Origin of the sequence: Campylobacter concisus, from assembly GCF_902460415.1 — a bacterium.
Lineage (GTDB): Bacteria > Campylobacterota > Campylobacteria > Campylobacterales > Campylobacteraceae > Campylobacter_A > Campylobacter_A concisus_Y.
This window is the reverse complement of the sequence record NZ_CABPTY010000001.1, coordinates 592,275-618,461: the sequence shown is the minus strand read 5'-3', so window position 1 is coordinate 618,461 and position 26,187 is coordinate 592,275. Positions and strand designations below refer to the sequence as shown.

At 36.5% G+C, this 26,187-nt stretch carries 29 protein-coding genes; 7 read left to right on the top strand and 22 right to left on the bottom strand.

Features of this window, described 5'->3' with window-relative positions; genetic code table 11:
- Position 1: 1 nt before the first annotated feature.
- The 3 genes from FZ940_RS02940 to FZ940_RS02930 are packed head-to-tail and all read left to right on the top strand — an operon-like array spanning position 2 to position 1,610.
- Positions 2-421, top strand: a complete 420-nt coding sequence (locus FZ940_RS02940) for a chemotaxis protein CheX (protein ID WP_084041241.1) — start codon at positions 2-4, stop codon at positions 419-421.
- Positions 418-735 (top strand): flagellar motor switch protein FliN, encoded by a 318-nt coding sequence (gene fliN, locus FZ940_RS02935; protein WP_021091807.1) that lies wholly within the window; start codon positions 418-420, stop codon positions 733-735. The genes FZ940_RS02940 and fliN overlap by 4 nt, the downstream gene beginning before the upstream one ends.
- Positions 732-1,610, top strand: a complete 879-nt coding sequence (locus FZ940_RS02930) for an excinuclease ABC subunit A (protein ID WP_148821431.1) — start codon at positions 732-734, stop codon at positions 1,608-1,610. The genes fliN and FZ940_RS02930 overlap by 4 nt, the downstream gene beginning before the upstream one ends.
- A 130-nt stretch (positions 1,611-1,740) precedes the next feature.
- Here FZ940_RS02930 and FZ940_RS02925 read toward each other — a convergent pair whose 3' ends face one another.
- The 14 genes from FZ940_RS02925 to FZ940_RS02860 form a co-directional block, all read right to left on the bottom strand.
- Entirely contained in the window at positions 1,741-3,189 is a 1,449-nt protein-coding gene (locus FZ940_RS02925) for a Ppx/GppA phosphatase family protein (protein ID WP_148821430.1), read from the bottom strand.
- A gap of 2 nt (positions 3,190-3,191) precedes the next feature.
- On the bottom strand, positions 3,192-4,409 hold the full coding sequence (locus FZ940_RS02920) for a sensor histidine kinase (RefSeq protein WP_180997744.1): 1,218 nt from the start codon (positions 4,407-4,409) through the stop codon (positions 3,192-3,194).
- Positions 4,410-4,447: 38 nt separating this feature from the next.
- Positions 4,448-5,119: a homeostatic response regulator transcription factor HsrA gene (hsrA, locus tag FZ940_RS02915; protein ID WP_021091657.1), complete on the bottom strand. Its 672-nt coding sequence runs from the start codon at positions 5,117-5,119 to the stop codon at positions 4,448-4,450.
- A 76-nt stretch (positions 5,120-5,195) separates the two neighbouring features.
- On the bottom strand, positions 5,196-5,522 hold the full coding sequence (locus FZ940_RS02910) for a dihydroneopterin aldolase (RefSeq protein WP_148821429.1): 327 nt from the start codon (positions 5,520-5,522) through the stop codon (positions 5,196-5,198).
- Positions 5,519-6,130, bottom strand: coding sequence for a glycerol-3-phosphate 1-O-acyltransferase PlsY (gene plsY, locus FZ940_RS02905; RefSeq protein WP_148821428.1), 612 nt, complete (start codon positions 6,128-6,130; stop codon positions 5,519-5,521). Before plsY ends, FZ940_RS02910 begins: the two co-directional genes overlap by 4 nt.
- 59 nt (positions 6,131-6,189) lie before the next feature.
- The gene (locus tag FZ940_RS02900; protein ID WP_148821427.1) at positions 6,190-8,478 is read right to left on the bottom strand and encodes an ATP-binding protein; all 2,289 of its coding nucleotides are present in this window, start codon (positions 8,476-8,478) and stop codon (positions 6,190-6,192) included.
- An 8-nt stretch (positions 8,479-8,486) separates the two neighbouring features.
- On the bottom strand, positions 8,487-9,569 hold the full coding sequence (locus tag FZ940_RS02895) for a PilZ domain-containing protein (RefSeq protein ID WP_148821426.1): 1,083 nt from the start codon (positions 9,567-9,569) through the stop codon (positions 8,487-8,489).
- Between the two features lie 123 nt (positions 9,570-9,692).
- Positions 9,693-10,292, bottom strand: a complete 600-nt coding sequence (locus tag FZ940_RS02890; protein WP_103570590.1) for a peroxiredoxin — start codon at positions 10,290-10,292, stop codon at positions 9,693-9,695.
- Positions 10,293-10,514: 222 nt separating this feature from the next.
- Positions 10,515-11,522 carry a beta-ketoacyl-ACP synthase III gene (locus tag FZ940_RS02885; protein ID WP_148821425.1) on the bottom strand — a complete coding sequence of 336 codons (1,008 nt, stop codon included), beginning with the start codon at positions 11,520-11,522 and terminating at the stop codon, positions 10,515-10,517.
- A gap of 3 nt (positions 11,523-11,525) precedes the next feature.
- Positions 11,526-12,515, bottom strand: coding sequence for a phosphate acyltransferase PlsX (gene plsX / locus FZ940_RS02880; RefSeq protein ID WP_148821424.1), 990 nt, complete (start codon positions 12,513-12,515; stop codon positions 11,526-11,528).
- Between the two features lie 3 nt (positions 12,516-12,518).
- Positions 12,519-12,665 (bottom strand): 50S ribosomal protein L32, encoded by a 147-nt coding sequence (gene rpmF / locus FZ940_RS02875; protein WP_002942540.1) that lies wholly within the window; start codon positions 12,663-12,665, stop codon positions 12,519-12,521.
- A 12-nt stretch (positions 12,666-12,677) separates the two neighbouring features.
- On the bottom strand, positions 12,678-13,037 hold the full coding sequence (locus FZ940_RS02870) for a YceD family protein (protein WP_107793546.1): 360 nt from the start codon (positions 13,035-13,037) through the stop codon (positions 12,678-12,680).
- A 16-nt stretch (positions 13,038-13,053) separates the two neighbouring features.
- On the bottom strand, positions 13,054-13,467 hold the full coding sequence (ndk, locus tag FZ940_RS02865) for a nucleoside-diphosphate kinase (protein WP_021091826.1): 414 nt from the start codon (positions 13,465-13,467) through the stop codon (positions 13,054-13,056).
- Between the two features lie 102 nt (positions 13,468-13,569).
- Entirely contained in the window at positions 13,570-13,854 is a 285-nt protein-coding gene (locus FZ940_RS02860; RefSeq protein ID WP_021091598.1) for an NADH-quinone oxidoreductase subunit I, read from the bottom strand.
- 173 nt (positions 13,855-14,027) lie between these two features.
- Between FZ940_RS02860 and uvrA the strand changes: the two genes are divergently transcribed.
- Genes uvrA through FZ940_RS02845 form a run of 3 tightly spaced genes read left to right on the top strand, consistent with a single transcriptional unit; the run spans position 14,028 to position 18,691 of the window.
- Positions 14,028-16,871: an excinuclease ABC subunit UvrA gene (gene uvrA, locus FZ940_RS02855; protein WP_148821423.1), complete on the top strand. Its 2,844-nt coding sequence runs from the start codon at positions 14,028-14,030 to the stop codon at positions 16,869-16,871.
- Between the two features lie 3 nt (positions 16,872-16,874).
- A complete protein-coding gene (locus tag FZ940_RS02850; RefSeq protein WP_148821422.1) occupies positions 16,875-17,924 on the top strand; it encodes a glycosyltransferase family 4 protein in 1,050 nt (349 codons plus the stop codon).
- Positions 17,921-18,691: a polysaccharide deacetylase family protein gene (locus FZ940_RS02845; RefSeq protein ID WP_148821421.1), complete on the top strand. Its 771-nt coding sequence runs from the start codon at positions 17,921-17,923 to the stop codon at positions 18,689-18,691. The genes FZ940_RS02850 and FZ940_RS02845 overlap by 4 nt, the downstream gene beginning before the upstream one ends.
- 108 nt (positions 18,692-18,799) lie before the next feature.
- Here the strand turns inward: FZ940_RS02845 and FZ940_RS02840 are convergent, their stop codons facing one another.
- The 7 genes from FZ940_RS02840 to waaC are packed head-to-tail and all read right to left on the bottom strand — an operon-like array spanning position 18,800 to position 24,734.
- Positions 18,800-19,240: a nucleoside/nucleotide kinase family protein gene (locus tag FZ940_RS02840; protein ID WP_148821420.1), complete on the bottom strand. Its 441-nt coding sequence runs from the start codon at positions 19,238-19,240 to the stop codon at positions 18,800-18,802.
- A complete protein-coding gene (locus FZ940_RS02835; protein ID WP_148821419.1) occupies positions 19,240-20,037 on the bottom strand; it encodes a polysaccharide deacetylase family protein in 798 nt (265 codons plus the stop codon). Before FZ940_RS02835 ends, FZ940_RS02840 begins: the two co-directional genes overlap by 1 nt.
- The gene (locus FZ940_RS02830) at positions 20,034-21,113 is read right to left on the bottom strand and encodes a glycosyltransferase family 4 protein (protein ID WP_148821418.1); all 1,080 of its coding nucleotides are present in this window, start codon (positions 21,111-21,113) and stop codon (positions 20,034-20,036) included. The genes FZ940_RS02835 and FZ940_RS02830 overlap by 4 nt, the downstream gene beginning before the upstream one ends.
- A 4-nt stretch (positions 21,114-21,117) precedes the next feature.
- Entirely contained in the window at positions 21,118-22,179 is a 1,062-nt protein-coding gene (gene rfaQ, locus FZ940_RS02825; protein ID WP_148821417.1) for a putative lipopolysaccharide heptosyltransferase III, read from the bottom strand.
- A complete protein-coding gene (locus FZ940_RS02820) occupies positions 22,176-22,880 on the bottom strand; it encodes a glycosyltransferase family 2 protein (RefSeq protein WP_148821416.1) in 705 nt (234 codons plus the stop codon). The genes rfaQ and FZ940_RS02820 overlap by 4 nt, the downstream gene beginning before the upstream one ends.
- A complete protein-coding gene (locus FZ940_RS02815) occupies positions 22,874-23,767 on the bottom strand; it encodes a lipid A biosynthesis lauroyl acyltransferase (RefSeq protein ID WP_148821415.1) in 894 nt (297 codons plus the stop codon). The genes FZ940_RS02820 and FZ940_RS02815 overlap by 7 nt, the downstream gene beginning before the upstream one ends.
- Positions 23,760-24,734 carry a lipopolysaccharide heptosyltransferase I gene (waaC, locus tag FZ940_RS02810; RefSeq protein ID WP_148821414.1) on the bottom strand — a complete coding sequence of 325 codons (975 nt, stop codon included), beginning with the start codon at positions 24,732-24,734 and terminating at the stop codon, positions 23,760-23,762. Before waaC ends, FZ940_RS02815 begins: the two co-directional genes overlap by 8 nt.
- 63 nt (positions 24,735-24,797) lie before the next feature.
- Between waaC and FZ940_RS02805 the strand changes: the two genes are divergently transcribed.
- Positions 24,798-25,829: a 3'-5' exonuclease gene (locus FZ940_RS02805; RefSeq protein WP_148821413.1), complete on the top strand. Its 1,032-nt coding sequence runs from the start codon at positions 24,798-24,800 to the stop codon at positions 25,827-25,829.
- Positions 25,830-25,900: 71 nt separating this feature from the next.
- Here the strand turns inward: FZ940_RS02805 and FZ940_RS02800 are convergent.
- Positions 25,901-26,187, bottom strand: a 287-nt coding sequence (locus tag FZ940_RS02800) for a hypothetical protein (protein ID WP_222861992.1), incomplete at its 5' end; no start/stop codon positions are given.

Sequence of the window (26,187 nt, the reverse complement as noted above, 5' to 3'; positions counted from 1 at the left end):
TATGAGAAAAGTTATAGATGAAGCTACAAGCTATCTTTGTAAGGATACTTTAGGGCTAGATTTAGAGTTTGGCAAGAGTCTAGGCAAAGGATTTTACGGAGCTAGCATACCAGTCTATAAGGGCAAAAGCGAGTATCATTTTTACCTATTTTTTAAAAAAGATACTTTGAAAATTTTCATGAATGCCTTTTTTGGTCACGAAGATGTTGATGGTGGCGATCTGGACGATCTTTGCAAAGAAATAGCTAATCAAATCATCGGCAAGGCTAAAAATCTGCTAAACGAAAAAGAGCCAAATGCTTATAAGCTTGGAACGCCTGAATTTTTAGGCGAAGTTGAAAATTTTGGCATCAAACTAAAAGAGAAATTTGTATATAAGATAAAAAATAGAACATTTCAAATAGGCTACGACATACAATGAACGACGAGAGTGCGATAGAGACACTAGAGCAGCTAGGGCTTTTTAAGAGCTATGATGAGCTTATGGATATAAGCGTTGATTTTATAGCTGAGCTAGGAACTACTACAGTTAGTATAAATGAGCTTTTGAAATTTGAAGCTGGCTCGGTCATAGATCTCGAAAAGCCAGCTGGTGAGAGTGTGGAGTTATATATAAATAATAGAATTTTTGGAAAAGGCGAAGTAATGGTTTATGAGAAAAATTTAGCCATCAGGATAAATGAAATTTTGGATTCAAAGTCAGTTATTCAGTACTTCAAAAAAGAACTTTTATGAAATTTATACTATTTTTCTTACTTTTTGTAACTCAAATTTTAGCTTCAAACCTATTAACTTACAATATCTATGAACGTGCTGATAGAGTCGATATTATGCTTAGCTTTGATGCACCTTATGAAGGAAATATCTTTCAAAAGCGCGAAAAGGACACAACATCTTTGATATTAAATTCGTTAAATTACGATCAAAGTGCCAGCAAAGATATAAACTCAAAGATTATTCAAGAGCTTGAGATAGAGCCAAAGCAAAACTCACTTGTCTTAAATTTGCGCTCAAATGATGCTATTATCGTAAATGCTTCAAAGACGACTGATAGTTTTGGGCTCCGCATTCGTGTAACTCTAAAAAATACAAAACCTCAAATACAAAATATGCCTCAAGCTAGTGCAAAAATAGAAACCCCTAGCACTCCAAAGATGGATGAAGAGCCTATGCTGAATATAGACTCAAGGTATTTTATAGTCTTAAGTGTGCTTATTGCGCTTCTTGTATTTTTATATGTATTTAAAAGATATATTGCTTCAAAGAGTAATGATTTTGGCGGATTTAAAGCACCTAGAAATCAGTCTCAAAATGATACAAAATCAATGAACTGGCTACTTAAAAATCAAAATAGTAACGTCAATATAATATATGAAAAGTATCTCGATCGCACGAATAAACTAATGCTATTAAGCTATGAAAATAGGCGTTATTTAGTGATAGTTGGTAGCTCAAATGTAATGCTTGATAGCTTTGGTGAAGACAAGATACAAAACGAGCAAGATTTTGCTATATTTTTTGAAGAGAACAAGAAAAAGCTAAGTTCATTTTTAGAAGAGCGAAAAAATAGCTTAAATAACTATAAAGATAAAATGAGCGGAGAATTTTAGTAGTTTTAGCTAAAATTCTCATCCAATAAGTATGTCTTTTAATTTTTTAACCTTACTTGTTGCCTAATTATAAAGAGCTTTTAAGTTGCTTTCACGTTTAAATTTTATACTTTAAAGCTAGTTTCAAAATTTATACAAACGAAATAGCAAAAATTTCAGGCTTTGTGATCTTTTTTATCTCTTCTTTTGCCATAGCAAATTCTTTTGCGCCTTCTATTTTTAGCGTGTGTCCACTAAATTCGAAGTTTAAATTTAGCCTTTCACAGGTTAGATCAAGTGCCTTTGCAAGTGAGAGTATAAAACTTAGCCATCTTATACACTCGGCTTTTGGAAGTAAATTTTTATACCGTTCAAATTCATAGATGTTTTTCTTTCCATTTGTGCCAATTACTACTGCAATCAACGCTTTTTGTTCATGTGAAAAGCCATAATTTAAGGCATTTAGAACTATATAGGCTGAGTTTTTATGATCACCATAAAAGCCAATCTCTTGACCGACATTGTGAAGTTTTGCAGCAACTAAAAGCACTTCAAGATAGTTATCACTTAGACCATGAAGCTTTTTTAATACCATAAATATATCTTTTGCATATCTTGTGACCGATTTATTGCATGATAATATAAAACGATCTTGCAAACTTTTGATGCTTGGATTAAAATTTTGCGGAAATTTAAGGCTAGGGCGTAAAAAATCTTTTAAGAACACTCCCTCTCTTACGCCAACCCCACTTGTTATAATATTTTTGGCATTTAGAGCTTTGGCGAGAGCTAAAAAGATATGTGCACCCTCTCTAATGGTGTCGTATCTATCTTTTTTAATAGGAAATTTATTTAGTTCAAGCACGCTAACATTTGCGATGCTCTCGATATAGGCTTGCTCGTCGCTAAGCTTGTAGCAAAAGCCATGCAGTGATGAGAGCGGATATAAATTTTTGCTCATTATGGCAGATGATATCGCTCTAAGAGAGCCACCAATAGCGATTATATTTTGGCATTTAAATCGCTCATCTATCTGTTTTGTAACTTGTTCTAAAAATTTTGGCAATTTATTTAAGTTTTTTTTATCAAAAAAAAGCTCTTTTAATCTAACTGTACCAATGTCAAGCGAGAGCGTATCTATTATTTTGCCTTTGCTTATTCTGGCAAGTTCAGTTGATCCACCACCGATATCGATAGTGACGCATTCATCGATATTATGGAGTAAATTTTTGGCCGCGATCGCACCAAAAGTAGCCTCTTCTTTGCCGTCTATGACTTTTAAATTTATGCCAAGTTTTTTCCTTAAAAGAGAGATCAGAACATTTGCGTTTGGAGCGTCCCTAAGCGCTGAGGTGCCTACACATAGTACTTTGCTACACTTGTAGCTTTTGATAATGCTTGAAAATTCACTAAAAGCTTTGATTGCTTTTTCCATTGAGCTTTCGGATATTTCATTGTTTGAGCCATATCCACCTTCGCCTAGACGCACTTTTGTTTTATACTCAGCTAGTATAAAAAACGCTAAGCGTGACGTTCTCTCAAATATCGCCATTCGCATAGAATTTGAGCCAAGGTCGATTACTGCGGTTCTCTTTGCCATTTTTATCCTTTTATATTTAAAACTAGGCTTGCGACTGCACCGCTTCTATCGTTTCTATTTTTAATATCTACTTCGCCACCAAGAGCCTGCGCTGCACCTTTAGCTAGAAACAACCCAAGCCCAGCACCACCTTTGTCGCCGTATCTTTTAAATGGAGCAAATAAATCTTTGCTCTCATCTATGCCTATTCCTTCATCTATTACTTCGATGATAAATTTATTTTTTATAAGCTTAGAGCTAATCGTAATAGTGCTATTTTTTGGTGAAAATTTAATGGCATTTTGAACAAAATTTTGCACAATGTGGGTTAGTAAGCTAGTTTGTATTTTTAGATTTAAAATTTCTGGCTTTAAGTCCAGTTTTATATTTTTTTCATCATTTTTCGCAAGTATCTCATAGTTTTTCGTAAGTTTTTTTAAAAATCCTATAATATCGGTATTTACTGGCTCTTCAAACTGAGCTCCTTCTTGACGGCCGATCTCAAGCACAGAACTTATCATTGCGTTCATGCCATTTATAGCTTCATTGTTTGATTTTAGAGCCTCGATATATTTTTCACTCTCGCGTGGCTTTAAAAGCGTAACTTCATTTTTTGTTTTCATTACAGCCAGCGGTGTTTTTAACTCATGTGCCACGCCTACAAAAAGTTCTTTTTGGTATAAGACAAATGTTTGGATTCGAGAGATTAACCTATTTATGCTCTGTCCAAGTGGTAAAAACTCATCTGGTAGACTTTTTATATCGATCTCATGAAGAAATTTTTCGTCTAAATTTGTAAGTTTGTGACTCAAAATTTTTATAGGTATTAAAAGCATCCTTGATAAAAATAGCGCATAAAAAAGCACCAAAAGTATCGCTGATACATTTACGATTATAATATCTATAAAAATTTCTTCTACTATATGAGCTTGAAGTGTAGTATCTTTTTCTAGGCTTAAATAACTGCTTTCATCAAGTTTTGTTATTAAAAAAGTTTTACTTTGATCCTTTGATTTTTGCGTTACGATATATGTTTCTTTATCTTGTGGCTCGTCTGTTTTTATCGTTGCTAGAGTTTTATTTGGATTTTCTATCGTAAATGTTTTTGAATTTAAAGGATTGAAATTCTGAGGATTTTTTTTATAAGCTTCGGCTTGATAGTTTAGCTCATTAACTACACTTTGAAAAACGGTAACCCTTATATAGTGATAAAGCATTACCGAAATAACTACAATTAGCATCATAGCACCAGATGCTAATTGTAGTATAAATCTATTCCTTAGGCTTTTTTTGGAAAACAAAATCTATATCCGCGTCTTCTAACAGTTTCAATTGTTGAAATATTTAGTGGTTTATCCATTTTTTGGCGGATTTGGTTGATGGCTACTTCAATGACGTTTGGAGTTACAAGCTCTGGCTCTTCCCAGATAGCATCAAGTAGTTGCTCTTTAGATACGATTTGATCTGAGTGTCTTGCAAGATGAGTTAGGACTTCAAAAGGTTTGCCCTTAAGCTCAATATCACGACCTAAATATGTGATCTTCTCCTCATCTGGATTGATGATGAGCTCATCGATTTTTATAATATTTGTGCCACCAAAGCGTAGTCTTGCTTCAAGTCTAGCTACTAAGATGTCAAAATCAAATGGCTTTTTGATATAGTCATCAGCGCCAGCTCTAAGTGCTTTTATTTCGCTTTCTTTGTCATCTTTTGCAGAAAGAACTACAACTGAAGTGCGTGGAGATTTATGTTTGATGATGTTTATAAGATCTATGCCATCGCCATCTTGAAGCATCCAATCAGTCAAAACTAGATCGTAGTTTCTGATGCCTATATAGTACTCAGCATCTTTAAAATTTTCAGAGCTATCAGTTTGATAGCCAAACTCTTGCAAACCCTCAGCAATCGTCTTATTTAGCGTCACTTCATCTTCAACTATTAAAATACGCATTTTGCTTCCTTAAACTAAAATTTATGGGCGATTGTATCATAAATTAAGCAATATTTCAAGATAGTTTAATAAATTTTTAAAAAATAGTGTTTATTTTTGCTCCAACAACTGCGTTTGGTAAAATTTCTGTTTTTAAAATTTCCATTTTAAGGCTAGTTAGTGAGCTAAATTCCTCTTTTAATGCTTTGCTGGTTTCTTCAAGCGACTCTTCAACGCTTTGGAACTGTCTTTCATTGTAAAAATTTTTAACAAAGTCAATAATTAAAACATAATCAATAAAGCCAGTTGAGCAAATTTCTAGATTCATTTGTACTTCTTGCTTAGCGACTCGCTCAAAATCAAGCATTCCGATGATCGTTTCAAATTTATAATCTTTAATGATCGTCGTCATCTCACTTTTCATACGACTTTTTTCTCTTTGCCTGAAAGCAGGCGAACGATATTTGGTATGTGTTTATAAACCACCAAAAATGCGATGATTAGTATCGGAGCGTGTGTATAAATTTCATCTAGTTCTGGGTGGATTATAAAGCTTGATGCAATCAGAGCTATCAACGCGCAAAGTGAGGCAAGAGAGCTAATTTTTAAAAATTTTCCGACCACAAACCAAACAGCTAGAGCGATAATGATCTCAACTGGTAAAAAAAATGCTATCACACCAGCTCCAGTTGCCACGCCTTTGCCGCCTTGAAAGCCCAAAAATATAGAAAAACAATGTCCTGCCACGCTTAAAACCGCCATAGTCCAAAGCACGCTTTGGCTTGCACCAAGAGAAGAGGCTACGATGAGTGGCAAAACGCCCTTTAACACGTCACAAACTACGGTTAAAATGGCTAGTTTTTTGGCGAGTTTTGGGTTGGTTTGTTTTAAAACCCTTAAAACATTTGTCGCGCCTATGCTTTTGCTACCCTCTTTTTTTATATCAACATGTCCAAAAATTTTTGCTAGTATGAGTCCTGATGGGATGCTACCGAGCAAGTAACTAACGGCATAAAGTATTAAATTTTGCATATTTTACCTTTTAAATTTAAAGAGAAATGATATTAAAAAAATACTAATTTTTTTATAAATCATCTCCACAAAAGCACGATTTTTTCGTCGTAGATGTCGCTTTTCTTTGGTGAAATTTGCGTTTTGTTTATCGTGATGTTTTTAACATCATTTGCCTCTTTTAGCGCATCGCACTCTTGTGCAAATTTCTTTTCAAGCTCGCTTATGGCCAAATTTATATCATTTACGCTTTGCTCGCTAAGCTTGACGTCGCTTCGCTCTTTTAAGACCTTGTTTGCGCTTCTGGCACTTGATGCGATCTTGCCGGCGTTTTGGCGAGACAAGAGCTTGTTACCAAATAGCGCTCCAAATATGCTTGCGCCTATATTTATAGCAGCGTCAAGTCCGCTTGTGGTCATCTCTTTTTGCTCTTTATCAAGCTTTGCAAGGGCCTTATTTAGCTTATCTTGCAAGCTTTTTTGCTCTTTTTCAAATTTAGCCGCGAGCTTTGCGGTTTGCTCCTCTAAAATTTCATTGCACTTATCTTGAAGCCTTATGAAAAACTCCTCTTTTGACTCGTTTTCTTTTGAGTATATTCCCAATGCTTCAAAGGTGTTAAATTTAAAATTTCTATACAAAAACTCTTTAAAATCTTTCTCTAAAGCGTCAAAATTTTTAGCGCTTGTTATGAAATTTGGCACAGCGGCAAAGCTTGCACCGCTTGGCTCATTTTCACTCGCATCAACGTGCATGCCTTCACTAGCCTCGCTCCAGTTTGGCTCATTGTCATTTTCATTTAGTTCATAAAGATAGCTTACTTCATAAACGCTATCGATACCTTTTTTGGTGTCATAAATTCTTATCTTTGCGCTTGCTAGTAAATTTGGCGTGAGGCTTTTTGAGTTAGCATAAAGCTGCGTGATCGCACTTGAGATGATAGGTTTTGCGCTAAATTTCATCTCGCTTTTATCTACATTTTGGCTGCTTAAATTTTCTTTTTTATCTTTCATCAAATTTGAAATTTGCTCGCGGCTTAGTGGGCCTTTTAGATAGCTAAGTGCCCAGCGAGTGGAGATGACGTTTAAGCCGTCTTCGTTTATATTTTTGAGTAAGAAATTTCTTTTGGCTAAATTTGATATGAGATTTTCAGGTGAGGCTTTGTCTAAGCTTGAGCCTGCGATGCCGCTTAGTCCGTTGATCACGCGGGCTTTGTCCTGCGCTGTTTGGAGGCGGCCGATAAACCAAGTGCCGATGTTGCTAAGGCCTTTGTAGTCAAGATCGACTGGATTTTGCGTGCTTAAGACGCAGCCTAAACCAAATGCACGGGCTTGTTTTAAAAGCGTGAGCATAGGCGTTTTTGACGGAGGGTTTGCGTTTGGCGGAAAAAAGCCAAAAATTTCATCCATATATAGGATCGCTCTAAGTGAGCTAGTGCCCTCTGTGCCGCGCATCCACGCGATGATCTCGTTTAGTAAAAGGGTAACAAAAAACATCCTCTCAGCGTCATTTAGATGTGAGATCGTAAAGATATTGCACTTTGCTTTGCCGTTTTCGTCAAATAGCATCTTTGAAATTTCTAGTCTAACGCCCTGCGTCCAGCCCTTAAAGCTTGGACTTGCGATGAGAGCGTTTATCTTCATGGCAAGCTTTAGGCGCTCACTGCTTGGATAGAAGGTATCGACGTCAAAAACGCCTATCTTTTTAAAAGGCGGATTTGCGATGAAATTTATAAGCTCTTCGATGCTGATATCTTTTTGCTCTTTAAATTTAGTATCAAATATGGTTGAGATGAGCAGCTGTTCTTTTGAGTTCATGTCCTCAGAATTTATACCAATAAGAGATAATACCGAGGCTGCAAGCGAATTTATATAGTTGCTAAAAATTTCTTCGTCAGTGATATTTGGGCAGGTAAAATCACTAAGTAGCGCCACGCCTATGCCAGCTGAGCTTTTTGGTGTGTAGATGTTAAAGCTAGCGCTTTCTTTTAAAATTTTTACTCGCTCAAGATCTTGAAAGCTAGACTCTATGCCGTTTCTCCATAGCTTGGCTTGAGCAGCGGCAAATTCCTCTACACTTTGACCTTTGTTGGCCGCTTCTGCTTCATCGACGTATGGTAAAAAATCCTCCGGCCTCATCTGCGGAAAGGTTAGAGCTAAATTTGTGATGTCGCCCTTTGGATCGATGATGATAGAAGGGATATTGTCTATGCAGGCTTCTTCTAAAAGAGTGATACCAAGGCCTGTTTTGCCGCTACCTGTCATACCGATGATGGCTGCGTGGGTGGTTAGATCCTTATTTTTATAAAAAAATGGTTCTTTGTCTTTTAGTCCGATATAAAAAAGTTTTAAATTTTCTTGTATTGTTTTCACTAGCTGCCTTATTCGTATAAATTTATACGTGAGCGAAGCTCATCAAGTGTCTCTTTTATGCGCTTTTGCGTAAAATCTTTTATCGTTTCATCATCATCGATAAGCTTCATGCAGTATCTTATGTAGCCTTTATATGCTAGCTCTGTAACAAGTCTTAGCTTTAAAGTCACGTTTTTTACTTTATCTGGCGCGATTGAGATATCAAAGGTTGCTTCTAGCTCTTCTCCATCTTGAAAATTTGTAGTTTGCGGGCTTAATACGCTTATGCCACCCTCGGAAACATCATAAAGGCTACCTTCGATCTTGTCTTGCTTGCCTTTGATAATAGTTTTGGTAAAACGATTTGGCAAGATACGTTGGAATTTTCTTTTATATGCGTACATCGTTGTATTTCGTAAGAAATTTGAAAGAGTGACGCCTTTATTAACTATATTGTAATTAACAATATCAGCACATAATGGCTTTGAGAAAAAGCTATTTGGCAAAATAAAACCTTTGCCGTCTTGCTTCATGGCTAAAATTTGCATCATATCCACGCGAAAAACGACACTATCTTCTTTAACTTCTAAAATTTCAGCCTCATATTTTATATTTAGTCCATCATATAAATTTAAAAGCTCTGGCCTTACCTTGGCTTTTTTCATGCGAGTGAAAGTATTGATCGGATCTTCATAAAAAAATGTTCCGGTTTCGATCATGTCTTTTACATTTGTTTCTTGCTGATCTTTGGCACCACATAAAATTTCTTTGATTCTTGAAACGGCATTTACGAAATAACCTACGAAAGTGCTATTGTCGCAAGAGTGACTAAAATTTAAAGTCAAATTTAAAAGTAGGAAATTTATTAATTCATCTCTTGCATTTGATTTTGGTATTAGATTATTCAAATCATCTTGTAGCTGCGTAGCATTTGGCTTTTGAATAAGCAGTGTATCAAAGATGTTTTCAAGGCAAATTTTTACCTGATTGTGCGGCACGATAAATGTTAGCTGTCTACAAAATTTGATACCATCGTCGATAAATTTATCTCTTAATTTAAGTATGCTATCTTCGCAATTTATTACAAGCTCTTGCCTGCCTTTAAAATCCATGTAGTCTCCGGAATGTTATTGATTAAAGCCAAGGCTATGATATAAAAAGTTATATTAAAAAAGTATTTAAATTTATTTGGAGGAGAAATTTCTAGGTAAAGAATACCTAGAAATTTCTATTGATTATAGTTTGCTTTCGTTGTGTGAAAGGTAGTCAGCAACACCTTCAGTGCTTGGTTTCATGCCAGCATCACCTTTGTTCCAGCCAGCTGGACAAACTTCGCCGTGCTCATTTGTAAATAGCATAGTATCAACCATTCTTATCATCTCATCGATATTTCTACCAAGTGGAAGATCGTTTATAACTGCGTGGCGAACAGTGCCATCTTTGTCTAGCAAGAATGAGCCACGAAGTGCTACACCAGCATCTTCTAGAAGTACGTCAAATCCGCGAGCGATTGATTTTGTCATATCAGCTACGATAGGGAAGCGAACTTTACCAATACCACCTTTGTTTACTGGAGTCTCTTTCCATGCAAAATGTGAGAATTGGTTATCGCATGAAACTGCGATAACTTCGATACCACGTGACTTGAACTCGTCATATCTTTTGTCAAATGCGATAATTTCGCTTGGGCAAACAAAAGTAAAGTCCATTGGATAGAAAAATACAACTGCGCCTTTCTCGCCAATATTTTTATAAAGATTAAAATCATTTACAATTTGATTGTTTCCTAAAACTGCTGCAGCTGTAAAATCAGGTGCTTTTTTTGTTACTAACATTTGTTCTCCTTAATAATAAAATTTATTGATTGCGAAATTATATCTATTCAAAATTAAATTTAGTTTAAACATATTTTAGAAATTTTTGTTTAGTAAATTTAGTGTTATCGGCAAGAGTAGAAAAATGGATTCTTGTTAAAAGTGGTAAAAATTTATTGATGAGAGTATTTGAAAGAAATTAGTAAAAGTGTTGCTAAAAATTTAGAAGATTACTTGCTGTAATTATTGTAAATCACTAAAATTTTTTCCGCCAAATTTCAGTATCGCTGATCCCCAAGTAAAACCACCACCAAATGCATCTAAAAGTAAGATCGATCCATTTTTTATACGACCCTCTTCATATGCATCGTTTATTGCCATTGGAATTGAAGCGGAGCTTGTATTGCCATATTTGGCAACAGTCAAAACACACTGCTCATCTTTAAAATTTAATCTATTTTTTACTGCGTCTATTATTCTTATATTTGCTTGATGAGGTATAAAAAAATCAATATCTTCGCTTTGCATTTTGTTTGCATGCAAAATTTCTATTACGCTTTTGCTAAGTGTTTGAACTGCTATTTTAAAAACTTCATTTCCACTCATATGGATAAAATTTAGCCTATTTTTTAGTGTTTCCTCACTGGCTGGAAATACACTCCCGCATCCTGGAGTTATTAAAAGTTCAGCTTGCTTGCCGTCACTTGCTGTATGAATATCAATGATCTCATTACCATTACTACTACTAATTACAGCTGCACCTGCTCCATCACCAAATAGTATACAAGTGCTTCTATCTGTGTAGTCAACAATAGAGCTTAATTTTTCGGCCCCAATGATTAAGACATTCTTTTTGGCACCGCTAATAATGAGAGAATTTGCAAGCTCTAAAAGATAAATAAAACCGGTACAAGCCGCACTTATATCAAATGCTGTAACTCCATAGTTTAAACCCAAATTTGCAGCTATTTTGCAAGCAGTAGAAGGCATACAAAGATGATCTGGAGATATTGTAGCACAGATGATTGCATCGATCCGAGATTTATCAAGTCCTGAGCGTTTTATGGCTAATTCACCAGCTTTTGTACCAAGGTCACTTGTTGTTTCGTTAGTTGCAATATGCCTTTGCTCGATACCTGTTCGCTTTACTATCCATTCATCACTTGTTTCAACCATTTTCTCAAAGTCAAAATTTGTTAGAATTTTTTCTGGAATGTAAGAAGCGATAGAAATCAGTGAAGCTTTTGGCATATTTTACCTTGCAAAGTGCGAAAGTTCTTCTTCGATAACTTTATTTATGTTTGAATTAGCAAATTTTACTGCTTGAAAAATTGCATTTTTTATAGCTTTTGAATTGCTTTTGCCGTGACTTATGATAACACAACCATTTACACCAAGAAGCGGTGCACCGCCATATTCGTCATAGCTAACCTGCTTTTTAAGTGTCTTAAAAACTTTTCTCATGAGTACAGAGCCAGCTATAGCAAGAGGTGATTTTTTAATTTGTTTTTTGATGATTTTGCCTATTGCATCTGCAACGCCTTCACTAGTTTTTAAAAGAATATTTCCCATAAAACCATCACAAACCATTACATCAATACTGCCATCAAAAATTTGATTACCTTCTGCATTACCAACAAAGCTATCAAGCCTAGAAACTAATTTAAATGCTTCTTTGCTAACTTCATTGCCTTTGCTCTCTTCTTCACCATTTGACAAAAGACCAACTTTTGGCTCTTTTCTACCTAAAATTTCTTTTGCATAGGCTTCACCCATTATGGCAAATTGAAACAAATGCTCACTTCTGCAATCAACATTTGCACCAACATCTAAAACCAAAGTCGCAGATTCTTTTGAATTTGGCATAAGTGTTGCAATTGCTGGACGAGAGATATTTTTTAGCCTACCAATTCTTAGAGTAGCTAAGCTCATAGTTGCACCACTATGACCGGCAGAAACCACAGCATCAACTTCCTTATTTTTTAAGAGCTCAATTGCTTTGTAGATAGTACTGTCTTTTCTCTTAAGCGCATCAGTTGCGCCATCTGCCATTGAGACAACTTCGCTAGCTTCTAAAAATTCGATATTTTTTAAATAAGACTGTGGAATGAGTGGTTTGATGACATTGCTATCGCCGACTAATACAGCTTTAAATTCTGTCTCTTTTAGTGCATCAATAACACCAGATATTATAGGATCTGCACCAAAATCACCACCCATAGCATCGATAGCAATGCGAATCATATTTTAATATTCACCCGTAGTTTTGTTTATGCGGTGAGGCATTTTCCAAGAACCGTCTTTATCTTTTACAGGCACTGGAAGTGTAACTTTATAATGTGTTCTACGTTTTGCTGCACGAGAATGACTCACTCTTCGCTTTGGTACTGCCATTTTTACTCTCCTTTATAAATTTTTACATTTTTCACAATAGAAATAATCACTCTTAAAAGCTTCTAGCTCGCTCTCAAGGACTTCTTTTAAATCAATATTGCCATCAAAAAATTCCATCGTATCGCTAAGCTCATTTTCGCTATCTTTATAAATACCGTCACTTAAATTTAGCTCTACATCTTGATCGATAGGTAGCATAAATACTTCACCACATCGGTCGCAAATATACTTTATCTCGCCCTTTATAGTGCCTTGACATTTTACCAAAAAAGGGTCTTTTCTTTTTAAAATTCCAATAAAAACTAAATTATCATTTCCTACTAGCTCAAAGCTTATATCTTTATTTGCTATTTTAGAAAAGGATATAATCAATTTTCTTGACCTAAAATTAGCAAATTTCTCTTGAAGCAAAGAAGAAATTTATTTCATTCACAGCATTTTCTAGGCTATCACTTCCGTGAACCGCATTTGCATCAATGCTATCAGCAAAATCAGCTCTTATAGTGCCAGGAGCTGCTTCTTTTGGGTTAGTTGCACCCATTAGCTCGCGGTTTTTAGCAACTGCATTTTCGCCCTCTAAAACCATAACCACAACTGGCCCGCTTATCATAAATTCGACTAAATCGTTGAAGAAAGGTCTATCTTTATGAACTGCATAAAATGCTTTTGCATCGCATTTACTAAGTTGAATTTTCTTTGCAGCTGCGATCCTTAGGCCGTTACTTTCAAATCTATCTATAATTTTTCCAACAACATTTTTCTTAACAGCATCAGGCTTAATAATAGAAAGTGTTCTTTGCATAAATTTTTCCTTAAATCTAGGTTATTTAAATTGAAGTTGGCAATTATATCAAATAAAGCTTAAAAATAAAATAGGCTCAAATTGAGCCCAAAATTTATCAATTTATTGAATAACTGGAATAGAACCATTGCGTGCATCAGCACCGATCTGATCGCGTGAAGGTTGTCCTGCTACAACAGCGTCCCATACGATACAACCGTCAGTTGGACAGGCAGATGCACAGGCTGGCTCATCGTTATAGCCTACACATTCAACGCATTTATTTGAATAAACATAGTATGTATCTGCACCAGTTGGGTTGTCACTATCATCAACGATGGCTGAAACTGGACACTCATCAATACATGAACCACAGCTTATGCATATATCAGTTATTTTTACAGACATTTTTTCTCCTTAAATAAAATTTTGGCGTAGAATATCAAAAAAAACTGAAAATGATATAAATATACTCTTAAATTTTCACAGCACGCTTAATTTCTATAAACTACTTTATAAAGTTTTTATCACTTTTAGACTAAATTTACAGATTAAAATTTTAAAAAGGTCGTATAAATTTAATGAATGATACTATAAAAATAACTGGTGCAAGAGAGCACAATCTTAAAAATTTAAACCTTGAAATCCCAAAAAACAAACTAGTAGTTTTTACCGGTCTTAGCGGAAGCGGCAAGAGCACGCTAGCCTTTGACACGCTCTATGCTGAGGGGCAGCGCAGATACATGGAGAGCCTTAGCAGCTATGTTAGGCAGTTTTTAGACCGAGTGGGCAAACCTGATGTTGATAAGATCGAGGGTCTAACGCCTGCTATCGCGATCGATCAAAAGACGACTTCTAAAAACCCTCGCTCAACGGTTGGCACGATCACGGAAATTTATGACTATCTAAGACTTTTATATGCAAGAGTGGGCGTGCAGCACTGCCATAAATGCGGCAAACCTATCTCAAAAATGAGTGCAAGCGATATCATAAATGAAATTTCAAAGCTCCCACTTGGCGCAAAAGTGATCATCTATGCACCGCTAGTGCGTGAGAAAAAGGGCACATGGGCGGATTTGATAGAAAATTTACGCCAAAAAGGCTTTGTAAGGGCACAGATAGATGGCGTAGTGGTGAGGCTTGACGAGGAAATCGAGCTTGCAAAAACGAAAAAACACACGATAAAGGTCATCGTTGATAGGATCGCCATAGATGAGCAAAATCATGAACGCCTTGCAAGTGACGTAGAAAAGGCACTAAATGAGAGTTTTGGCGAGGTCGAGATCGAGATCGCAAATGCTGACGAGCTTGGTTTAAAAGAGAGCTTTATACATTACAGCGAGCACATGGCTTGTTTTGATTGTAAAATTTCATTTACGCCACTTGAGCCGCTAAGCTTTAGCTTTAACTCGCCAAAGGGCGCTTGCGAGCACTGCGACGGACTTGGCATAAGGTATAGCCTAGATATGAGCAAGATCATCGACGAGGAAAAGTCGATAGAAAACGGTGCGATCAAGCTACTTTACGGCTACAATATGAGCTATTACTATAAATTTTTACTTGCGTTTTGTGAGCAAAATAAGATCGACATTAAAAAGCCATATTGCGAGCTTAGTGAAGATGAAAAAAGGCTCGTTTTATACGGCAATGTCAAGGATGTTGAGTTCTTTTGGAAACGAAACAAACTGCTTAGAAAATTTGATGGTGTAGTTAAAATTTCACATGGACTTTTGAAGGATTACAAAGACTTTGACGAATACATGAGTGAGAAAATTTGTGATGCTTGCAACGGTCACAGACTAAAGCCTCAAAGTTTAGCGGTCAAGGTCGCTGGCCTTGGACTTGGTGAAATTTTAGATATGAGCATAGAAAACTGCACCGCTTTTTTCTCGAATGAGAAAAATTTCGCATACCTCAGCGACTATGACAAGGCGATCGCAAAGCCTATCTTAAAAGAGATCAACGAGAGGCTTTTCTTTTTGTATGACGTGGGGCTTGGCTATTTGTCACTTGGACGTGATGCTAGGACGATCAGTGGTGGCGAGGCACAGCGCATCAGGATAGCGAGCCAGATAGGAAGCGGGCTAAGTGGCGTCATGTATGTGCTTGATGAGCCAAGTATTGGCCTACACGAGCGAGATACGCTAAAGCTCATAAAGACGCTTAGAAATTTACAAGCCAAAGGCAACTCCGTAATCGTCGTCGAGCATGATAAAAAGACGATAGAGGAGGCTGATTTTATCGTAGATATCGGTCCTGGAGCTGGTAAATTTGGCGGTAGCGTGGTCTTTGCAGGCACAGCAAAAGAGCTTTTAAGCTCAGACACCCAGACCGCACAATACATAAATGGTAAGAAAAAGATCAACTATCAAAAAAATAGAAAAGCCGAGAAGTGGCTTGAAATTTCAAATGTAAATATCAACAATATCTCAAATTTAACCGCGAAATTTCCGCTTAGAAACCTTGTAGGTATCACCGGCGTTTCAGGATCTGGCAAAAGCTCGCTAGTGCTTCAGACCTTGCTTCCAGAGGCGCAGGAGCAGCTAAATAGGGCCAAAAAAGTAAAAAAGATAGCTGGAGTAAATTTAAGCGGACTTGAGAATCTAGATAAGGTTATATATCTAGATCAAAGCCCGATCGGCCGCACCCCACGCTCAAATCCAGCGACATATACTGGCGTGATGGATGAGATAAGAAATTTATTTGCGCAGACTAAAGAGGCCAAGCTTAGAGGCTATAAAATAGGGCGCTTTAGCTTCAACGTCAAAGGTGGGCGCTGCGAGAAGTGCCAAGGCGAGGGCGAGATCACGATCGAGATGCACTTTTTGCCTGATATAAACGTGGTTTGTGACGTTTGTAATGGCGCTAGATATAACGCTCAAACCTTAGAAATTTTATACAAGGGCAAAAATATCGCCGAGGTGCTAAATATGAGCATAGATGAGGCGGTTGAGTTTTTCAAGGCTGTGCCAAAGATCGCTTCAAAGCTCACAACACTGCAAGACGTGGGGCTTGGCTACATCACGCTTGGACAAAACGCAGTCACACTTAGTGGCGGCGAGGCGCAGCGTGTAAAGCTAGCAAAAGAGCTTAGTAGAAGCGACACTGGAAATACGCTTTACATCCTTGATGAGCCAACGACGGGGCTTCATTTTGCCGATGTTGATAGGCTAGTAAAGGTGCTAAATCACCTAGTTGATCTTGGAAATTCGGTCTTTGTGATCGAGCATAATATGGATGTTATTAAAAACTGCGACTACATCGTAGACATGGGACCAGAAGGCGGTGCAAAAGGTGGTAAAGTGATAGCGTGTGGCAATGTAAAAGAGGTGGCTAAAAACTATAAAAAAACAGGTAGCTACACTGGAGAATTTTTAGCACAAGAGCTTGAGGAAATGAAGAAAATTAAAGAATTTAAAGAGTAAAAAATGATAAATATACTTGAGCTTGAAAGCTCTCTTGGATTTGGTGGACAGGAACACCGCACACAGCGTGTGATAAATGGGCTAGATAAGAGTAAATTTAAGGTTTTTTATGGGCTAAATCCTGGCTCAAAAAGCTTTGAGAAACAGATCGAGTGCGAATTTGTTGAGTTTAACCTCAAAAAGTCTTTCAATATCTTTGAAATTTTAAAAATTTGCAAATTTGTAAAACAAAATAATATAAAAATCATCTCAACACACTCAGGAAAAGATGGTACCATTGGGGCGATTGTGGGTAAAATTTGTGGCGTTAGTGTGGTTCGTACTAGGCATTTACAGCTACCTATAACATCGCCCTTACCTTACAACCTAAGCACAAAAGTGGTCGGCGTGTGCGACTCAGTATGCGAGGATCTTATAAAAAGAGGCGTAAAAAAGGAAAAAGTCGTCAAAATTTATACAGGCATCGATACGCAAAAATATACGCCAGAATTTAAGATAAATATGAAAAAAGAATTTGGCTTAAATGACGACGTAGTTGGAATTTGCATCGTTGCAGTGTTAAGAGCTGCTAAAAATCATAAGCTATTAATCGATGCATTTAGCGAGTTAAATTTAGAAAAATCAGTCCTTTTTATCGTGGGCGACGGTCCTCAAAATAAAAATTTACACGAGTATATAAAAGATAAAAAAAATATCTTTATGCTTGGCAACAGAACCGACGTGAGCGACTTTTTGGGCTCGCTTGATATCTGCGTGCTACCTTCAGACATGGAGGCTATCGGTGGGGCGCTACTCGAGGCATCTTCGTGCAAGCTAGCTACTATCGGAAGCTATGTGGGCGGCCTTGGCGAGGCAGTAAGTAATGGCAAAAGCGGATTTTTATTTCAAAATGGCGATAAAGAGGAGCTTAAAAAGGTGCTTGAAAGGCTTATTTTGGATGAAAATTTAAGAAAACAGATGGGTGAGTTTGGCAGAGAGTATGTAAAAGAAATTTTTAGTATCGAAAAAATGATAGAGAACACACAAAATTTATATATGGAGCTTGTAAAATGAGCATACCAGTTTTGATGTATCACCACGTGCTTGAAAAGAGCGGATTTATCGCTAGTAGCGTGGATGAGTTTAAATCGCATATGAAATTTCTAGCTGAAAATGGCTATAAAACACTAAGCATAAATGAATTTATTGCGTATAAAAAAGGTGAGCTTGAAGTGCCTAAAAAGAGTGTTTGCATAACATTTGATGATGGCTGGATGGACAACTACATCTATGCTTATCCTATCGTGAAAGAATTTGGGCTAAGGGCAAATATCTTTATAATTACTGGCTGGATAGAAGCGGCGCAAAAGGCACATGAGATGAGGCCTGCTAACTTTTTAAATGTTGATCACAACGAGTGCAAGAGGCTTGCTCCAAGTAGACCACAAGATGTGATATTAAATTTAGAGCAGATTGAGAAAATGAGCGATTGTTTTTACTTTCACTCACATACGCACGGTCATTTTGATGGATATTTTGGGCAGCTTAGTCTGGACGAGGAATTTGGTCTTTGCCGTGAATTTATGAAGAAAAATTTTGGCTTTGAGGACGACGCGCTTTGCTGGCCGCGTGGCAAATACAATGACGAGTATCTAATAGCGGCCAAAAAGCATGGTTATAAGGTATTTTTTACGACAAAACGTGGCATTAATAAAGCTGATGGCAACCTTGAAGAGATAAAACGGATAGTGACAAAACGTGATGAAAAATGGCTAAAAAAGACCATGTTTATATATCAAAATGATATTTTAGGCTCTATCTACGCGGCGATAAGGTCTTAGTGGGCTAAATTATCTGGTAAAAATTTTCCTATTTTTGGCTATATGCTTTTTGTGAGATCTGGAGAATCGCTTCTGATTAGATATTTCGCTTTATTGGCGATTTGAACTCTAGTTTAAATTTATGCTCATTGTTTTTGAGCACTGGCTTGGATCCTTGCTCGAGTTTCTCTTATAAATTTCGGCTCTTCTAGCTTCTTCATCAGCATTTAAAATACAAAGTATATCGTATTTACTTATACGTAAGAGTGGATTTGAGCTTACGTATATTACGACTTTTACAAACGGCATGATAAATTTAAAGAATGGCTTTAGCTCATCTTGATTATCGCTTTTGATTTTTATCTTTGGACGAGCTATAAATAAATTTAGGCTCATTACATCATTATCGATTACAGCGATTTGATAAGGTTTAAAGTTTTTAAATCCATTTTTTCTAATTTGTTTTGCAAGTGTGCTTTTGCCACTGCCGTGAAGCCCAGTGAGAGCGATTAAGGCTTGTTTTTTATCTTTTAAAATTTCTTTACAAGCCCCATTTAATGCTTCAAACATTATTTATAGTCTCTATTTCTAAAATTTGAATATAAATTTCCTAGTATTGGAGTCGAATATATAAAAAGCTTCTTTTTAACCCTAAAAATGTAGTCACTCTCGCTCTTCGCATTGTTTGATATATCGATACGTCTTATCTTAAATTTATCATCTCCTGCGCAAAATCCGCCATCTATCACACTAAAAGCAAAGTCGTAATACTCTCTCACAACTTTTAGTGAAAGCTCGTTAAAGTGCCCTTTGGGAAAGCAAAAGCCAAATTCTTGTTTTTCGGGAAATAGCTCTTTTATCTTAGCCAGCGAGCTAGAAAATTCTTCTCTTAATTTTTCTTCATCATTGCTTTTGCAAGAAAAGTGGCTCGCTGTATGGCTATCAAACTCAAAAAGGCCACTCTCTTGCATCTGCCTGATCTCGTCTAAATTTAAAAAATACTCCGCATCTTTACCATAGTCGATCTCTTTATGTTTTTTAAATGCAAAGTTGTAATCCTGTCTTTTAAAATCCTTGATCTTATCTGTTATCAAAAAGCACACAGCTGGAATTTTTAGCTCTTTTAGGATAGGAAATGCAAATTTATAATTATCAAAATACCCATCATCAAAAGTTAGCAAAATGCTCTTTTTTGAGGCTTTTACTCGGCTGCTAGCTATATCTTTAAACTGGTTGTAGTTTATAAATTTATAGCCCTCATTTAACGCCATCAAAAGCGCCTTTTTAAATAGCTCTGGTTTAATGGCAAAGTCATTTTCATTGTTATTGAAGTGATGTACTGTTAGTATACAGACTGGATTATTCATAGGTCCTCCAATAATCTCTTGATATATGTTTTTAAAATTTGGGTATCATAATTCTCTTTGACAAAGATGCTGGCTTTTTCTCCGCATTGTCTAGCTAGTTCGTCATTTTTTATGTATGTATTTATTTTATCTGCCATATCTTTTGCATCTAAAAATTTAGCGCATTGACCTCTGCCATCTGCAAGCATGCTATTCATAGGTGCTATATCAAAAGCTACAATGGGGCGAGATAGAGCCATTGCCTCCAGTAAAGCTGTAGGAAGACCTTCTGTGTGAGAAGGAAATACGTAATAGTCTATGCCTTTTACTACATTTGCTATATCGCTTCTAAAATTAGTAAAAACTAATTTTTCTTTCATAGCATTGTCAAAAATACTTAAAATTTGATCTTTTGTATTTTTGCTGATATTCCCACCAAAAATGCCGTATATATCGCTGTTTTTTTGCATGAGAATTTTTAGTGCATTTGCAAATTCATAGACTCCTTTTTGGCGACTGAGCGAGGAAAACATACCTACTGTTATCGCTTGTTTTGGGATATTAAACTCTTCTTTAAATGTTAATCGCACCGCATTTAGAGCATCGCAATCCACAAAAGTTGGAATAAAAAATATTTTTTCATTTTTTACCCCTATCTTTTGCAAAATTTCTGTTACATTTGGACTGACGCTTATGATCTTATCAAAAAGAGTTGTGTGCAAAAATTTACTCAAAGAGCCTTTTATTGGGAATTCGTTGTGTCTTTCGCGTATAAATTTAACGCCTTTTTTTCTAGTAAAAATTTTTGATATAGCAGCTACCCAACTATCTGTGGAGCCATTTGAAATCACCACATCTATATTTTCTTGCCATAAAATTTTACAAAATATTGGTACTGTTTTATGAAAATTTTTCTTATTCATTTCGCATTCGATAACTTTAAAATTTTCTTCTCGAGCGCGTTTTGAAATTTCAGAATTTGGGTTGCAAAATAGCGTTGTGCCATGGCCAAGTTCGCGTATATGACGCATCTCGTTCATGATCTTATTTTGTTGCCCACCCCAGTTAAAAAGTGTTTCTGTGTGAAGAATGTTCATTTGCCTATCCTAAAATTTCTTTTATTTTGGCTTTTATTTTTGGCATTTCGTCGCTAAAATCCATCAAGGTCTTTTCTATGCCATGCTTTGCTATACCTTCTTTATCGCAAGGTACAAGGTCCCAGTCTTTTTGATAAACGGTGTGCTTGCCCATACTTTGGATACCATTTTGCGCTGTGTAGCCATTTTCCATGAGTGAGTTGTCCCACGGCCCCCACTCAAAAGCATTACTTGGACCAAAAAAGGCTATGACTGGTACATCATTTGCAGCGGCAATGTGCATGATGGCGGTATCAACACCGATAAAAAGGCTTGAATGCTTTGATAGGGCGATAGTTTGTTTCAAATTTAGCTTACCACCTAAATTTATAGGCTCACTTTTGCAAATTTTTAGCACACTTGCAAGCTTATTTAGCTCATTTTCTTTATTATCACTTGTTAGCACAACCTTTACGCCAAGCTCATTTTCGCAGTAGTCGATGAGCTCTGCCATGCTCTCGTCATTTGCGCATTTAAACATCCAGCGGCTTGTTAGATGCATATGTACAAAGCATTTTGGTAAATTTAGATGCTCCACACTTTCGTCCGAAAATACGCTCACCTTTTTGCTAACCGGTTCAAACCCCAAAGCTCTTAAAGCGTTTAGATTATGATCGATCGTATGTGAAAAATTTTCATAGTATTTTGCCTTGACGTTTAGAAGTTTATTTATTGATTGATTTTTGCCAAGAAAGCCTACTATTTTTTTGATCTTTGCGTATTTTGAGATGATGATGCCGCGATCCCCCGTGGTTGTTTGTACGGCCATATCGTACTTCTCTTTTTTGATGGCTTTTATAAATTTTATCTCAGTAATTAGTTTGTTAAAAAAGCCAGAATTTGCACTTTGTCTATCGTAAATGTGAATTTTATTTATATAAGGATTTCCCTTGATCATCGCTTCTGTTCCTTTGTTCAAGGCAAAGTCGATGGTTGCATCCGGGTAATAATGATGCAAATTTTCAATAAGAGGCGTAGTCAAAAGCACGTCGCCGATGTTCCTAAATTTAATTACTAATATTTTCATTTTATGTATTTCCAAAATGTGTACTGAGCGTAAAGTCTAGCTATAACGTAGCCAGTAAAGCCCTCTTTAAAGCCACCTTTTAGCACATAAAGCTTAAAAAATGTCCACACTGGGCTTGTTAGAGCTTTAAATAAATTTCTTTTTGCCCCCATGCTTGAGTAGCGATTTTGTTTAGAGATAAACTGCTCGATATTCTCATATGCATAGTGCAAGAAGTGTTTTTTAAGCACTCCAAGCTTTTGCGAGCTGTCATTTAAAATGACTTTTTCATGCACGGCTCTGCCATCAAATTTGGCAAAATTTTTGTTAAAAAGCCTCACTGTATAGTCTGGATAGAGCCCCATATTTTTGATCGATTTGCCAAAGAAAAAATTTAGCCTAGCTACGTTGTAGGCCATAAATTTTGGCTCTTTTAACGTGCCAATGATCTCATTTCTAAGCTCATTTGTGATCACTTCATCGCTATCAAGCACAAAGACCCACTCATTTTTGGCTAGATCTACGCCCTTTTGCTTTTGAGCGCCAAAGCCCAGCCAATCTTGCTCGTAGAATTTAACATTACTAAAATTTTGACAAATTTGTCTTGTGCTATCTTTTGAGCCACTATCAACCACAATGACCTCATCTGCAAAATTTGTACTTTCTAGCACTTTTTGTAGATATTTTTGGCTGTTAAAAGTTAAGATGACGACACTTAGCATTTATACTCATTTTCGTAAAATCTCTTAAATCTTTGGTGAAGCCAAAAGTACTCTTCTGGCCTTGATCTAACCATCTCTTCGCACGCGCTGCACTGCATTTGAGTTACTTTTTGTACCGCCTCTTCTTTATCAAATTTATTTATATCAATGGCTGGTGAAAAGCAAATTTCACTTATATTTTCATCTTTTTGATAGATAAATGCATTAATTATTAGTGCGTTTGTTTTTTGAGCTAGCACACTCGCAGCTGGCGTATGAAGCACATCCTTGCCAAAAAATTTCACTTTTATACCATCATTTGGAGCGGTATTTTGATCGACTAAAATTCCAACTATTCGCCTAGCTTTTAGCGCTTTTAAAATATCTTTTGCGCCGCCATCTTTGTCAATGAGCTCCACGTCAAACTGCGATCTATTCGCCTTTAAAATTTCATTCATGACGCCACTATCAAGCTTTCTGCCAAGCACCGAAACTGCACCAAAGCGAGCCGCCATCGCTAGACTAAAAAGCTCCCATTGTCCAAAATGAGCGGTAGTCACGATAATCGGACGATCAAGCTTAAGCGCTTCAAGCAGATTATGCTCATTTTTAAAGCTAACTTTTTCAAGCACTTTTTGCTTCGTCGTGTTTTGATTTAGGATGAAATTTATACCAAGATATTTTGCGAAGTTGTAGTAGCATTTTTTAGCGATTTCCAGTTTTTCATCTTTAGTTTTTGACTCACCAAATGCAAGATTTAAATTTGTCATAACGATATGAAATCTCTTTTTTTTAAGCTTCATAAACGCAAACGCTAAAAATTTAGCGAGCAAATCTCTAAGTGAGCTAGGTAGCAAAAATATAAAAAATTTTAAAGTATAAAAGCCAGCCAGATAGAGCCTATCCATTGAGAAGCCTTTTTGCAAAATTTGCAATCGTTTCTGGAAAAATTTCTCTTATGCAAAAGTCGTTTTTATCGATACTTCTGGCGTCTATTTGCTTGCCCATATCTATAACTAAATTTTTATCCGTGATGTAAGCATTTCTGTGGCTTGGACGGTTGCCAAAAAGCGTGATAGAAGGCCTATTCATCGCCCAAGCAAGGTGCGTTAGGCCACTATCGTTACCAATTACTAAATCACAGCTTGTAATGAAGCTTATCATCTCTTTTATGCTAAGTTTTTCAAGTAGCTTTGCTGAGGTGCCTGAGATGATCGCCTCAGCCCTTACTTTTTCGCTCTCACTTCCGTAACAAAGGTAAATTTCACACCCTTCAAGGAGCCTAATCACGTCTTTAAATTTGTTATAAATTTTGCTCTCTTCGCTTGCGAATGCAGCGATTAAAACACGTTTTTTACCACTTTCGTTTTTATAAATTTCACTTGCTTCAAAGCAAGGCGCTTTTTCTAAAATTTCACTTGCTTCAAAGCTAAAATTTAGAGCAAAAGCCACAAGTGCCAAATTTCTAATGATTATATTTTCGTTGTAATCAATTTTAAATTTATGTCTATAAAGCCTGGCTGCGATCTTTTCTTTGACACTCTCTCTGCTAAAGCCATAAGTTTGCTTGCCTATTATTTTTGCGACGATGGCTGATTTAAAAAGTCCTTGCAGATCGATCACTTTGTCAAATTTACCAAGGGTTTTTAGTATCTTGTAGCTTTGTCTAAAACTTTGTTTAAGTGGTAAAACGACTAGCTCGTTGATAAGCGGATGATCTTTTAAAAGGCTTGCAAAACGAGCATCAACTAGCCACGTGATATGGGCATTTGGGTGGTGCTTTTTGATAAACTGAAGTACAATAGCTGCGTGCACGATATCCCCAAGAGCTGAGAGTTTGACGATGGCTATTTTTAGTTGATTTTTGTTTTGCATTGATCACTTTAGATATAAATTTTTGGTATGATTTTAAAAAAAAATGCTTAAAAAAGGGCTAAAATGGCGAAAAGTTACATCTGTGTCTTTGACTGCGAAACGATACCTGATGCAAATTTGATAAGAAAAATTTATGGCATTGATGGGAGCGATGAAGATGTGAGCGTGCAAGCGATGGCTCTGCAAAAAGAGGCCAGTGGTAGTGAGTTTTTGCCTGTGATGTTTCATAGAGTTGTGGCGATATCTGCTGTTATGGCTGATGAGTACGGCAAATTTTTAAAAGTTAGCACGATGGAGGGCAAAAATGAGCGCGAGATCATCGCTAAATTTTTAAAATTTATAAATGATTATAACCCAAGACTTGTTAGCTTTAACGGCCGTGGCTTTGACCTGCCGATGCTAATGGTGCGTGCGATGCGTTATAACTTAAACGCAGCGGCGTATTACGAGAGCGAAAATAAAGAGCTAAACAAAAACAAATGGGAAAATTATAGGGCAAGGTATTCGCCTAAATTTCACCTTGATCTGCTTGATTTTATAAGCGATTTTGGAAGTGTGAGAGGACTAAAGCTTGACACACTTTGCGCTAGCTTAAATTTACCTGGCAAGTACGACGTGCACGGCGATCAAGTGCTTGAGCTATACTATGCAGGAGAGCTTGATAAGATCAACGAATACTGCGAAAGCGACGTGCTTAATACCTACTGGCTCTTTTTAAAATTCGAGCTTTTACAGGCAAATATCTTGCAAGATGACTATATAAATCACCTAAACGTGATGAGTGAATTTCTAGCCAAAAACTGCGCTCACAGAGGATATACTGAGGTCTTTTGCGCTGCGATAAGCGACGAGCTAGCTAGACTTAATGGCAAGCTTGATTACGAGATAAAGATCCAAAAAGAAGACGATGAAGAATTTGATGATTTTAGCGATCTTGATGGTGTGAAAGATACGCCAGAGCAGCTAAATGAGCGTTTGGCAAGACAAGGGCTTGATGGACTTTTAAAAAAAGCTAGCGAGGTTGCGTCAGCTGTCAAAAAAGATAAGAGCTTTATCGAAGAGAAACTACCTGAAATAAATTTGGACGAAGAGTAGAAATTCTACGCTTTTAGGCCGTAAAATATCTTTTGCTGCCCTATGGAATTAATATCCTGATCCACGGAATATCACGGATATTCAAATCCAAATTCATACTCTTTTAAAACTCCATTAGAAAAGATGAATTTCTCGTAATAAAGTGGCATATCAAATTCTTGTAAGAGTTTGCTTTCATTTTGCTCAGTGATGTAGGTGACAATAGAGGTGGCATTTTCTTCTTGCAGATCGTTTGGCTTACCTAGCTTCTTTAAAATTTGCTCTTGTTTATCACCAAGTTTGATACCAGAATTTGTAGTGAAATCTTTTATTTTGCTGAAATTTATATAATCTTTAGTTAAATTTTTATCAAAAAATT

Bases quoted from the DNA above. Each gene is read 5' to 3' on its own strand.
- hsrA (WP_021091657.1), bottom strand. From the start codon at position 5,119: ATGCGTATTTTAATAGTTGAAGATGAAGTGACGCTAAATAAGACGATT.
- plsX (WP_148821424.1), bottom strand. From the start codon at position 12,515: ATGATTCGCATTGCTATCGATGCTATGGGTGGTGATTTTGGTGCAGAT.
- FZ940_RS02940 (WP_084041241.1), top strand. From the start codon at position 2: ATGAGAAAAGTTATAGATGAAGCTACAAGCTATCTTTGTAAGGATACT.
- FZ940_RS02925 (WP_148821430.1), bottom strand. From the start codon at position 3,189: ATGGCAAAGAGAACCGCAGTAATCGACCTTGGCTCAAATTCTATGCGA.
- FZ940_RS02805 (WP_148821413.1), top strand. From the start codon at position 24,798: ATGGCGAAAAGTTACATCTGTGTCTTTGACTGCGAAACGATACCTGAT.
- FZ940_RS02910 (WP_148821429.1), bottom strand. From the start codon at position 5,522: ATGAAAAGTGAGATGACGACGATCATTAAAGATTATAAATTTGAAACG.
- fliN (WP_021091807.1), top strand. From the start codon at position 418: ATGAACGACGAGAGTGCGATAGAGACACTAGAGCAGCTAGGGCTTTTT.
- FZ940_RS02835 (WP_148821419.1), bottom strand. From the start codon at position 20,037: ATGAATAATCCAGTCTGTATACTAACAGTACATCACTTCAATAACAAT.
- FZ940_RS02895 (WP_148821426.1), bottom strand. From the start codon at position 9,569: ATGGATTTTAAAGGCAGGCAAGAGCTTGTAATAAATTGCGAAGATAGC.
- waaC (WP_148821414.1), bottom strand. From the start codon at position 24,734: ATGCAAAACAAAAATCAACTAAAAATAGCCATCGTCAAACTCTCAGCT.
- FZ940_RS02815 (WP_148821415.1), bottom strand. From the start codon at position 23,767: ATGGATAGGCTCTATCTGGCTGGCTTTTATACTTTAAAATTTTTTATA.
- FZ940_RS02860 (WP_021091598.1), bottom strand. From the start codon at position 13,854: ATGTCTGTAAAAATAACTGATATATGCATAAGCTGTGGTTCATGTATT.
- rpmF (WP_002942540.1), bottom strand. From the start codon at position 12,665: ATGGCAGTACCAAAGCGAAGAGTGAGTCATTCTCGTGCAGCAAAACGT.
- rfaQ (WP_148821417.1), bottom strand. From the start codon at position 22,179: ATGAAAATATTAGTAATTAAATTTAGGAACATCGGCGACGTGCTTTTG.
- FZ940_RS02920 (WP_180997744.1), bottom strand. From the start codon at position 4,409: ATGCTAATTGTAGTTATTTCGGTAATGCTTTATCACTATATAAGGGTT.
- FZ940_RS02890 (WP_103570590.1), bottom strand. From the start codon at position 10,292: ATGTTAGTAACAAAAAAAGCACCTGATTTTACAGCTGCAGCAGTTTTA.
- FZ940_RS02885 (WP_148821425.1), bottom strand. From the start codon at position 11,522: ATGCCAAAAGCTTCACTGATTTCTATCGCTTCTTACATTCCAGAAAAA.
- FZ940_RS02840 (WP_148821420.1), bottom strand. From the start codon at position 19,240: ATGTTTGAAGCATTAAATGGGGCTTGTAAAGAAATTTTAAAAGATAAA.
- FZ940_RS02830 (WP_148821418.1), bottom strand. From the start codon at position 21,113: ATGAACATTCTTCACACAGAAACACTTTTTAACTGGGGTGGGCAACAA.
- ndk (WP_021091826.1), bottom strand. From the start codon at position 13,467: ATGCAAAGAACACTTTCTATTATTAAGCCTGATGCTGTTAAGAAAAAT.
- uvrA (WP_148821423.1), top strand. From the start codon at position 14,028: ATGAATGATACTATAAAAATAACTGGTGCAAGAGAGCACAATCTTAAA.
- FZ940_RS02820 (WP_148821416.1), bottom strand. From the start codon at position 22,880: ATGCTAAGTGTCGTCATCTTAACTTTTAACAGCCAAAAATATCTACAA.
- FZ940_RS02845 (WP_148821421.1), top strand. From the start codon at position 17,921: ATGAGCATACCAGTTTTGATGTATCACCACGTGCTTGAAAAGAGCGGA.
- FZ940_RS02850 (WP_148821422.1), top strand. From the start codon at position 16,875: ATGATAAATATACTTGAGCTTGAAAGCTCTCTTGGATTTGGTGGACAG.
- FZ940_RS02930 (WP_148821431.1), top strand. From the start codon at position 732: ATGAAATTTATACTATTTTTCTTACTTTTTGTAACTCAAATTTTAGCT.
- plsY (WP_148821428.1), bottom strand. From the start codon at position 6,130: ATGCAAAATTTAATACTTTATGCCGTTAGTTACTTGCTCGGTAGCATC.